Source organism: Bradyrhizobium sp., from assembly GCF_022844465.1.
Lineage (GTDB): Bacteria > Pseudomonadota > Alphaproteobacteria > Rhizobiales > Xanthobacteraceae > Bradyrhizobium.
The window spans coordinates 1-9,977 of sequence record NZ_JALHLP010000032.1; the positions used below are offsets into that span (position 1 = coordinate 1).

9 protein-coding genes are annotated in these 9,977 nt (G+C 57.5%); 4 read left to right on the forward strand and 5 right to left on the reverse strand.

The features are described 5' to 3' along the window. The 5 genes from Q0D31_RS23915 to Q0D31_RS23935 all read right to left on the reverse strand — a co-directional run. On the reverse strand, positions 1-1,822 hold a 1,822-nt coding region (locus tag Q0D31_RS23915; protein WP_291856775.1), incomplete at its 3' end, for a CusA/CzcA family heavy metal efflux RND transporter. After that, complete coding sequence (locus tag Q0D31_RS23920; RefSeq protein WP_291856777.1) at positions 1,815-2,180, reverse strand: P-II family nitrogen regulator; 366 nt, start codon at positions 2,178-2,180, stop codon at positions 1,815-1,817. The genes Q0D31_RS23915 and Q0D31_RS23920, both read right to left, overlap by 8 nt. Beyond that, positions 2,170-3,141 (reverse strand): divalent metal ion exporter adaptor subunit IhpB, encoded by a 972-nt coding sequence (ihpB, locus tag Q0D31_RS23925; protein WP_291856791.1) that lies wholly within the window; start codon positions 3,139-3,141, stop codon positions 2,170-2,172. The genes Q0D31_RS23920 and ihpB overlap by 11 nt, the downstream gene beginning before the upstream one ends. Beyond that, on the reverse strand, positions 3,141-4,415 hold the full coding sequence (ihpA, locus tag Q0D31_RS23930) for a divalent metal ion exporter subunit IhpA (RefSeq protein ID WP_291856778.1): 1,275 nt from the start codon (positions 4,413-4,415) through the stop codon (positions 3,141-3,143). Before ihpA ends, ihpB begins: the two co-directional genes overlap by 1 nt. Positions 4,416-4,473: 58 nt before the next feature. Then, complete coding sequence (locus Q0D31_RS23935) at positions 4,474-4,848, reverse strand: hypothetical protein (protein ID WP_291856781.1); 375 nt, start codon at positions 4,846-4,848, stop codon at positions 4,474-4,476. A gap of 525 nt (positions 4,849-5,373) precedes the next feature. On the opposite strand from Q0D31_RS23935, the gene Q0D31_RS23940 reads away from it, so the two are divergent. The 4 genes from Q0D31_RS23940 (at position 5,374) to Q0D31_RS23955 (ending at position 9,316) form a co-directional block, all read left to right on the forward strand. Next, a complete protein-coding gene (locus Q0D31_RS23940; protein WP_291856783.1) occupies positions 5,374-5,538 on the forward strand; it encodes a hypothetical protein in 165 nt (54 codons plus the stop codon). 284 nt (positions 5,539-5,822) lie between these two features. Further along, the gene (locus Q0D31_RS23945) at positions 5,823-6,176 is read left to right on the forward strand and encodes a hypothetical protein (RefSeq protein ID WP_291856785.1); all 354 of its coding nucleotides are present in this window, start codon (positions 5,823-5,825) and stop codon (positions 6,174-6,176) included. A gap of 122 nt (positions 6,177-6,298) precedes the next feature. Continuing rightward, positions 6,299-7,957, forward strand: a complete 1,659-nt coding sequence (locus tag Q0D31_RS23950) for a recombinase family protein (RefSeq protein ID WP_291856787.1) — start codon at positions 6,299-6,301, stop codon at positions 7,955-7,957. A 696-nt stretch (positions 7,958-8,653) separates the two neighbouring features. Beyond that, entirely contained in the window at positions 8,654-9,316 is a 663-nt protein-coding gene (locus Q0D31_RS23955) for an FkbM family methyltransferase (RefSeq protein WP_291856789.1), read from the forward strand. Positions 9,317-9,977 lie beyond the last annotated feature (661 nt).

The window sequence follows — 9,977 nt, forward strand, 5'->3', positions numbered from 1 at the left end:
AAAAGACATCCTTCACTTCCGGAAACTCGATAACGGCCTGTTCAAGCCTCCTTTGCATATCGACGGCCTGGGTGAGGCTCGTTCCCGGAATCCGCATCGCGTGCATCGCGATGTCGCCCTCATCAAGGCTCGGGATGAATTCGCCGCCCATACGGGTCGCGGCGAATCCGATCGCGACAACCAGGACGGCCGCGGCAACCACCACCAGCTTGCGGCCCGCAATGGAGGCGGACAGCAGCGGAACGTAGAACTTTCGTGCCCCCCGCATGAACCAGTTTTCATGCTCGGACACCCGCCCGGTCACGAGTATCGCGACCGCTGCCGGGACGAAGGTTATCGACAGGATGCTGGCGCCCAGCAGCGCCATCACAACGGTCAGCGCCATCGGTATGAACATTTTGCCCTCGACGCCCGTAAGCGTCAGGATCGGCAGATACACCACGGCAATGATCAACGTGCCGAACAGGCTCGGGCCGATGACCTCGCGTGATCCGGCCAGGATCGTCGCAAAGCGCTCCTGGCGCGTGAGGATACGGCCTTGCCGGCGCTGCTCGACGGCAAGCAAACGCAGACAATTCTCGACGATAATCACGGCGCCGTCGATGATGATACCGAAATCGATGGCCCCCAGACTCATCAGATTGGCGCTGACCTTGTTTTCGAACATTCCCGTGATGGTGAAAAGCATCGAAAGCGGTATGACAAAGGCTGTCGCGATAGCTGCCTTGAAATTCCCCAGGATCATGAACAGGATCACGATGACCAGCAGGGCACCCTCAACGAGGTTCTTTTCGACCGTGGCAATCGTCGCCTCGACCAGATAAGTGCGGTTGTAGACGGCTCGCGCGATCACGCCGTCCGGCAGCGAGCGGCCGATCTCGTCCAGCTTGGCAGCAACGCGCTGCGCGACCGACCGGCTGTTTTCTCCGATCAGCAGCATGGCCGTCCCAACGACCGTTTCCTGGCCGTTCATCGTCGCTGCGCCAGTCCGCAGCTCTTGGCCTTCGCGAACGTCCGCTACATCGGAAATGCGAACCGGAACGCCGTTCCGCGATCCGATCACGATGTCTTTTATCTCTTCGATATTGGCGACCTGGCCGGGTGTGCGGACGAGATACTGCTCGCCGTTCCGCTCGATATATCCGGCGCCGACATTGGCATTGTTGGCGGCAAGCGCTGCCATGACCTCCCGGAAGCTCAGCCTGTGAGCCATCAATTGAGCCGGGTCCGGCAGCACGTGAAACTGTTTCTCGTAGCCGCCGATCGTGTTGACCTCGATCACTCCCGGAACGTTTCGCAACTGCGGTTTGATGATCCAGTCCTGGATCGTGCGCAGATCCGTCGGCGTGTATGCCTCGCCCGATTTATTGCGGGCGTCCGGCTTGGCTTCGACCGTGAACATGTAAATCTCGCCCAGTCCGGTCGATACCGGTCCCATGGCGGTCTCGATGCCCGTAGGCAACAGATCCTTGACCCGCTGGATACGCTCGTTGACCAGTTGCCGGGCGAAATAGATATCCGTGCCGTCCTTGAAAACCACCGTCACCTGACTGAGGCCGTAGCGAGACAGTGAGCGGGTATTCTGCAGGCGTGGCAGCCCAGCCATGGCGGTCTCGATCGGAAAAGTGATCCTTTGCTCCACTTCGAGTGGCGAATAGCCCGGAGCGTTTGTATTGATCTGGACCTGAACGTTGGTGATGTCAGGCACGGCATCGATCGGCAGGCGCGTGAAATTCCAGGCGCCGAAGGCCGCCATGATCACGACGCCGATCATGACCAACCATCGTTGACGGATGGAGAAGGAAAGAATGCCGTCAATCATCGCGGTTCTCCGAATTCCGGCCGATCTCCCTGATTCGTGCGAACGAATGGACCGGTGTCGTCAGCACGACACCATCGCCCTTCCTGCCGGTCCAGGCCGCCGCAGCGATGCGGCTGCAAATCTCGCTAGCTCGTTCGCTGCTGCAGACCACACGCAGTTCGAGGAAGTGGTGATAGGTCAAATCGGTCACGCTGGAGACGTAGGCTCCACCCTGTCCACGTCCGCGTCCCTGGCCTCGTACTTCGGAGAAAGTGAAGCCCGGGAAGTCAGGCAGATCGTGAAGTGCCCGAACAACGTGGCCTTCCATGTGGGGCCGGATGAGAGCGCTCACCAGGATCAGCTCGCCATCAGTGGTCATGTGTGGCCTCTCCCTTCGCCATTTCCGCCTTGACGACAAAGCTGTTTTTCGCGGCGTACATCTCGTCCTCCACCACACCGAAGGTGATCTCGACAAGCTCCTGATCGCGATCGCCGACTTCGACGTCTCGTGCCTCGAACTTTTCTCCGTTGCGCACGAATACGACGGTCCGGTTTTCCACCGTCTGAAGCGCCGAGGATTTGACGGCGATATTCACCTTCCTGACGGACAAGGTGAGGCGGCCGGTGATGAACAGGCCGGGACGAAAACGCCGTTCGGAATTCGAAACAACCGCTCTGGCGAGCGCGCTTTGGGTGTCGCTACTGCCAACCGGGGACAAGTATGAGATCTTTGTCTCGACCGGCTGTCCGCCATCCGCAGGGTCGATCAGCACCTGATCGCCAATGTTGACCCGAGTCAGATCGCGGCGATAAACGGAGAAGTCCACCCACACGGTGGACAGGTCGGCGATGACGAATGCCGGTTTTTGCTCGGATACGAACTCACCCAAAGTGGTCTGGCGGTCGATGACCGTGCCGCCCAGTGACGCCTTCAACTCGTAGGCCGTCAGACTCTGGTTGCTTTCGATGATCGCGAGGACATCGCCTTTTTCGACGCGGTCGCCGATTCGTTTGCGTACATCGCGCACGATTCCCGGAAAGCGGGGTGTAACCTGCACGAGCGATTCCTGGTTGGGTTGCACGATGCCGTTCAACACAAGGCTGTCGCGCAAGACCCCCGCGGAAGCTTTGGCAAGTTCGATCCCGGCCGCCTGTATCTTGGTGTCGCTCATCGTAACACCGCCAGCATGTTCTTCGCGTTCCCCGTGCCCCCCATGTCCCTTCCCGGATGTTTCGGCCGGGGCTTTCGACGCAGCCTGGTTCATCACCCGATAACCGCCGTAAGCGAGGCCGGCCGTGACCAGAATGAACAGCGAATAGCGGAAAACTGCCTTGATGATCATCTTTTGCTGCTCTCGCGGATGAGCGTAAACGGATTGCCGACGAGACCTTCGATGGTCGCGATGGCGATATGAAAGTTTTGCAGGGCTTCCTGTTCGCGCAGCAGCGCCTGCAACAACGATCCCCGGACGTCGAGCAGTTCGAGCAGGGTGAAACGGCCTTGCGTATAACCGCTGAACATCGTCTCGGACGCGCTGCGCGCGTTCGGAATAACCGAAGATTGCAGCAGCCTGATCTCGGCCAAGGCGCCGGTAAGGGTGTCGTAGGCACGGCCCACGATGCTGATCAGGACCAGCTTGTTGATCGCCCGCTCGGCGTCGGTCTTCGCGAGCGTCTCCTGGGCGGCGATGATGTTGCCGGTATTCTGGTCGAAGACCGGGATAGGAATCGAAACGCCGAGCCGGACTGCGTTGTCGTTGGTATCCTGAAAGTGACGCCAGCCGGCGGAGATGCGCGGGTCGGGGATGGCTTTCAGGCGCGCAATGAGGAGTTCGGCATTGCGCTGTGCGGTGACGGCGGTCCAGCGCAGCAACTGCGGATTGGCTTCGATGGCCCGGACAATGGTTTGGAATGATGGCGGCCGACCAATATTGGTGAGCCGACCGACAGCGTTACCGAATCGTGGAGTGCTGTCACCCATGAGTATTGCGAGATCGCGGCGCGCGAGGGCCAATTGAGTCTTGGCGCGTTCGCGCTCGACGCGGAAAAGGTCGGCGGCAACTTGCGCCCGCAGCGTCTCAGCCGGAGAGGAAGCACCCTCTTGGACGCGCCTTTGCAGCAATGGAATGAGTTGGTCGAAGCTTGCGATCTGCTCGTCGAAGATGTCGATGCGGCGCTGCAGACTAATGATGGTAATGAACGCAATCGCCGTCTCGGACAGCACTTCCAATCGGGTCGCCCGCCGCTGCCAGACGGCAGCGCCGATGCCGGCTTCGCCCGCGGCGATTCGCGCCTCACGCTTGCCACCTAGTTCGACGAGTTGGCTGAGCTGCAGATTGGTCTCGGCCGATCGGAGACCCTTGTAAGGTCCTGACCCCAGCACATTGTCGAGTTCGAACGACACCTCCGGATTGGGGAGCACGCCAGCCTGAATCCGGAGCCCGCCTGCGATACCGATGTCGCGCTCGGCTGCGGTCAGACGCGGATTCGCCGCCAAAGAACGCTGAAGCGCTTCTGGTAACGAGATTGCGCGCGAGCGTTCGGCAGCCTTGACTGGAATTGTAAGTACAAGCAGTGCGCACGTCAGGCGCAAAGCCGCTTTGACAGAATGCATAATACCGACCCGAAATGCGAATGACAACGCGCGGCAGCACCGCGCGCGGCTACGATCTTCAGGTCAGTTGCTTGGGTGGAGGGGTATCGAGCCGCGGATGATCTTCGAGCAGCAGGTTCGGCGTACTGAAAGCTATCTGGATCAGCCGCAATGAGGGGCTGGCATCCGGAGCAAGTGCGGGCATCACAACCGGTGCACAGATGTGACAATGTTCTCCGACGACCAACGACTTCCTGGAATTGCCGTCATGCGAATTATCACCCGGCAGCACCGACGATTCGGAGGATACGGTGGACGCGAACGCCTCGTCGAAACACACAGCAGAGTGCGCAAAACCAACGAAAAGATAGGCGAAAGCAAGGAACATCAACAGCGTCCGGCGAATGCCCGGCGCCTTCGATTTAGGCGTATTGCGACCGAATCGATATTCCATCGCCCGCGATTAGCAAATTTGGCTTCCGAACACTATTACAATGTTGACGTATGCCCGGGAATTTCTTGCTTTTCGTGAAATTGATACCTTTAAGCGCTGTTTTTGGGTGCTGAGAAAGCACCCTGGCCGAACAAGAAAAGCGAATATTGAGGCGCAAGATGCGGGAATTAGGATTCGCAATGACCTCATGGAAAGTGCCGCAGATGCAGCCACAAACATTGTCGATCTCGGTTTTCATGAACGACGGGTCGACTCAACTGTGGAATTACGAACGAGCGATCATCTGACCGTGAACCAGACCGTGGATATCATTTTGACGGGGTCTAACTCATCTGTCGTTCACTCCCCGATGAGACGAGGGGAGTTTGAAACAGAGCCCGGTTCGCGCGCCCGACCGATGTGTTGTGTGAGGTAATTAGGCGGCCAGTTGTATCCACACCTCTTGCAATTGGAATGCGCACCACTTTGGAATGGTATCGCCAATCGATGAAATAGAGCGTCGTTTCAGCAATCGGAGTTTTGGCCATGAGCGAATCGACAGGCCGAATATTGAACGCTTTAATCGCAATGATTTTTGTTTTGGGTGGGGTCCAGCCGATCGGCGCGTTTCTTGTGCTTTGGACCAAACATGAACTTCCCGGCGACAAACAGACAATATTTGATCTGACGGCATGTGCGGCGGCAGCCTGACGGTCGGAGCCTGACAATCAGGCGCCCGGGACCGGATTCGAAAAACAGATGTTATGACATAAGCCGGCCACTGGCCGACACTCCCGGCTCATCAAAGCATGGCCACTCTAACCTCGACATGTCCGCTATGGGCAGAAGGCGGACATCCCGCTGCGTGCCGCGCCGACCTAACGGGGGCGAAGACGCCAAATCTGCATGGGGTCAACCGCTCAGCAAGACATAAATTTTCATTTCGGCGCCCAACCATTTATGCCATTTTGCAAGCAAAGGGGATGGAGGGCGAGATGCGAATGGTCAGGTTGCTGTTGTTGCTCTTGCTGCTTCCGTTGGCCGGCTGCCTGGGTCGGCATTCAGAGGCTGAAATGGCTGCTCTGAAGGCGGAGTTCGCCAGAAAAGACGATGAAGTCTGCAAGAGCTACGGCGCAAAGCCCGGGACCGATATCTACATCCAGTGTCGCATGCATCAAGCCAAGGCGCGCGACGATGCAGACAACGCTATTGGGACGTCTCAACCTGTTATTGTGAACAACAGCGGGGGCTCACAGCCCAGTACCCCAGTGCTCCAACCGATCGCCCAGCCAACCAGATGCCAGTCAATGAACGTCGGCATGGGGCGGGTGCATACCTACTGCAATTGATGAATCGCATCGGCCGCAGGACCGTGTACGCTATGCTTGTGATCCTGGCGGTTGCGATCGTCTGGCGAATGCTGGATCTGCTGTAAGTCCGCCCAGCCGCGGGCATTCCGGAGCGTCGATCCATGGTCAATGCGCTCGTCGTCCGCCGGAACACGCAACTCGCAAAGGCTCAGAGGGCGCTTCGCGCGGCTCAATATGTTCGCATGTCGACGGAGCGCCAGCGATATTCGATACAAAACCAGGCTGCGGCGATCGCCGTGTACGCAGCCCAGCACGATCTCGTAATTGTCCGCACCTATTCCGACGAAGGCCAAAGTGGGCTTCGAATTCGAAATCGGCCAGGTCTGATTGATCTTATCAACGACGTTGTCTCGGGCAGAGCGGATTTTGACCACGTCCTTGTCTATGACGTGAGCCGGTGGGGACGATTTCAAGACATCGATGAAAGTGCGCACTACGAGTTCGTGTGCAAGCAGGCGGGCGTCAAGGTCGCGTACTGCGCAGAGCAATTCGACAATGACGGTAGCCTGTTGTCGAGCATCGTAAAGAACCTCAAGAGAGTCATGGCGGCCGAGTATAGCCGAGAGCTTTCAGTGAAGGTTCATGCCGGCGCGTGCCGCGTTGCGAGCCTGGGCTTTCGCGCAGGCGCAACTCCCGGTTATGGCTTGCGCCGCGAGCTGGTCGACGAGAACGGGTGCCCCAAGGGGCCGCTCCAAAAGGGTCAGCGCAAGCATTTGCAAACCGATCGCGTCATACTTCGACCAGGGCCTCAACACGAACTCGACATCGTAAGACGTGTTTTCCGCAACTTCGTTCGTAAAGGGCATTCCCAGGAGAAGATTGCGCGTCAACTAAACCTGGAACACGTTCCAAACCATCGCGGGAAACCCTGGAACGGCCGAATTGTCCATCATCTTCTGCAGAATGAGAACTACATCGGCAATATCGTGTACAACCGAAAGTCGTTCCGGCTGCGGCAGGTCATGAGAAACAATCCGCCGGAGCATTGGGTTCGAGGCACCGGGGGCTTTGAGCCCATCATAGAGGATGCTCTCTTCTGGAAAGCCCAACGGCTTTTGAAGCATCAATACGTGAGACGATCCGATCAGCAATTGCTTGAGCGGCTCAGAGACGCCTTGACCGAGAAGGGGCGGCTCAGCGCAACGGTCATGGGCAGGATGAGCGGCATGCCGTGCGCGGGACTGTACGCATTGCGATTCGGCAGTTTGAGAAAGGCGTTCGAGCTCATCGGGTATCGTTCGCAGCGAAACTGCGAATTCATCGACTCTCGCCCGTTACTGAACACGAAATTGGTGGAAAAGGCCTCTGATGTTGCCAGACGCATCAGGGCCTTGGGCGCATCGGCGATCTTCGACGCTGCGGCGCATACACTGAGCATCGATGACAGGTTGGCCGTATCGTTCCGAATTGCCCGGTATTATCCCAACAGCGGCAGGGTGCCGGTCTGGCATGTCCATCGTCGGGCGCAATTGCCTCCGGGCCTTGTGCTCGCGCTCCGCCTGGACAAGGAGAATTCAGAAATAGTCGATTATTTTCTTATCCCCACCACCGAAATGAACAAGTTCAGGATCTCACTAAGGGAGAAATGCCGTTACTCTCGTTTCGACAAGTACCATGCTAGTTCCCTTGAAGGCGTAATTCAAAAAATCATGGAGACAGTTGGCACAACCACCCAAGCTTCTTCACCAATAGCGGCAACGCCGAAACGGCCGCGACAATCAACCCGGGCCGGAGGAGCGACCGTCCGCGCGCGGCGCTAATGGAGCGCAGATAGAGAACTGCACCGATTAGCTTGCCGTAATTTCTTCTGAAATCGCCGTTGAGCCTGGAAATTGCAACCAACTCGGACGGCGTGTCGAACTGCTGCGACATTGGGCTGGTTCCCTGTACGATTATTGGACCAGCACCCTATAAGTCACTGATTTGCCCGACGGCGCAACGGAGAATTTCTGTACCGCGTTGCCGCCTCCCGTAGATGCCTACACGCATACAAGCATGTGCGGGAGGCGCGTGGCTGATCGGTACGAAACTGCATTGCTTCTCATGAGTCCCGAGTTTCGACAGTCACTCTACGTCAGCGAGCGCAACGTCCTGCCAGAGGCGAAGGCCATCGCAGAGATGCCCGGATCGACCGCCTGCTTTGTAAAGTTGGGTTGTCGGCAAGCCGGAAAGCCTTTCGCAGTTGGCGAATTCAAGATGGATGAACTTGTCGCCACTCCAAGCGAGATTGCGGCTATGATTGATGCACGTCGTATTAGGTGGATACCCAAGACTTCGCCAACGGGCGCTGAGGCAAGTAGCTTGCTTTCGCAATGGTGGCGCGGGCCTTGGAGAACCCTGGTAATGTAACTGCAGATGATCGAGAGCCAAGGATGCTCAACTACTCCAACATGCGCTTTCTAATCCGATGCCTGCGATATCGGTACAGGACAGAGCGACTTGCGATCAAAACGCTTATGAGCCTCAACTTGAGCGGGGCCACAGTGCTGGATATCGGAGCAAACAAGGGCATCTATTCGTTTTGGATGTCCAAAGCTGTTGGAGCGACTGGTCGCGTTCTTGCATTTGAGCCGCAGCCGGAAATGCGACGCTACATTGAGCACCGCAAGGCGGATTTTGGCTGGCAGAACGTGACGATACTCGAAACCGCGCTTTCGAGCGCCGCAGGCGTAGCATTGCTTGCCCGGCAGCGGATTGGGGACGGCAGCGCGTCATTGCAGCCATCCCGGCGCCGGGAAGATTCCGAGACGATCAAGGTCACGCTCGCGAAGCTGGACGATATGGGAGGCCTCTGCGATCTAAAATTCATCAAGTGCGACGTGGAAGGCCACGAACAGCAGGTTTTTCGCGGAGCCGAGCAAACCATTCGCAGTCATCGGCCGGTTGTGCAGTTCGAGGCAGTCGCCGCCGAAACTCCCGAGCTTTTTTCGTTCTTTCTAGGTCTCGGCTATTTCGGGGTCATGTTGCTGGGAGATAAGTATTTGCCCCACACGAACCCCGACAACATACCGCATTACAAATTCGGGCACGGCGGACACCGCGATTTCCTATTCTATCATCCACGATCGATCGGAAGCACGATACCGCTTTCGATATCGAGGCAATTTCCGTCGGCTTAGATTGCGCCATTTTCGGCATACGCACCCCGCCGGAAACGCTGTATGATGTTGAGGAGCTCACGCTCCGACCGACGGAGTAACGTCATGACTGCCAAATCAATGAGCCGGATAGTCGTGCCATCTGTGGCGTTTGCCGCCTGCGGCTTAGCGCTTATCTTCGCCATCCAGCACGTCCGCCGAGAACTACCGGTAGACACTAATGAACAAGACAAAAGAGCGGACTGAGAGATTCGAGCCGCGATAGTTTTTACCTAAAATGGGGACTCGTTTGGGGACCATCGACTAGGTCTATAGGCACGAGCTGTGCGACCGGCCTAGCCCGGGTTCGCCGCAGTTCGCGAGCAATCTTCACACAAGGCGTCCGGCAACGGCTTTTCGCAAACTAGAGGTTACGCAATAAGTCGGCCGATGGCTGACCAAAATGTCTGTCCGACAATTTCCGCTCCTACCCGCGAAGCAGACCAAATGGACGGTCCCCAGCACGTCCGCTTTGTGCCATGACCGGACATTAGTATGGCAGCTCGTCGCCGGGAGAGCTGGTCAGGATGCGCTTGCTGGAGAACGAACTGACCTGATTGCGAGCCACGCTTGGTTATGTGATTGTTTATTAGATATATCGGTGAAAAGCTGCACATCGGGCGGATGGGGTGTTTATGATGGT

What these genes read in the sequence shown, in the direction of transcription:
- Q0D31_RS23920 (WP_291856777.1), bottom strand. Translation starts at nt 2,180, where the DNA reads ATGACCACTGATGGCGAGCTGATCCTGGTGAGCGCTCTCATCCGGCCC.
- ihpA (WP_291856778.1), bottom strand. Translation starts at nt 4,415, where the DNA reads ATGCATTCTGTCAAAGCGGCTTTGCGCCTGACGTGCGCACTGCTTGTA.
- Q0D31_RS23935 (WP_291856781.1), bottom strand. Translation starts at nt 4,848, where the DNA reads ATGGAATATCGATTCGGTCGCAATACGCCTAAATCGAAGGCGCCGGGC.
- Q0D31_RS23940 (WP_291856783.1), top strand. Translation starts at nt 5,374, where the DNA reads ATGAGCGAATCGACAGGCCGAATATTGAACGCTTTAATCGCAATGATT.
- Q0D31_RS23945 (WP_291856785.1), top strand. Translation starts at nt 5,823, where the DNA reads ATGCGAATGGTCAGGTTGCTGTTGTTGCTCTTGCTGCTTCCGTTGGCC.
- Q0D31_RS23950 (WP_291856787.1), top strand. Translation starts at nt 6,299, where the DNA reads ATGGTCAATGCGCTCGTCGTCCGCCGGAACACGCAACTCGCAAAGGCT.
- Q0D31_RS23955 (WP_291856789.1), top strand. Translation starts at nt 8,654, where the DNA reads ATGAGCCTCAACTTGAGCGGGGCCACAGTGCTGGATATCGGAGCAAAC.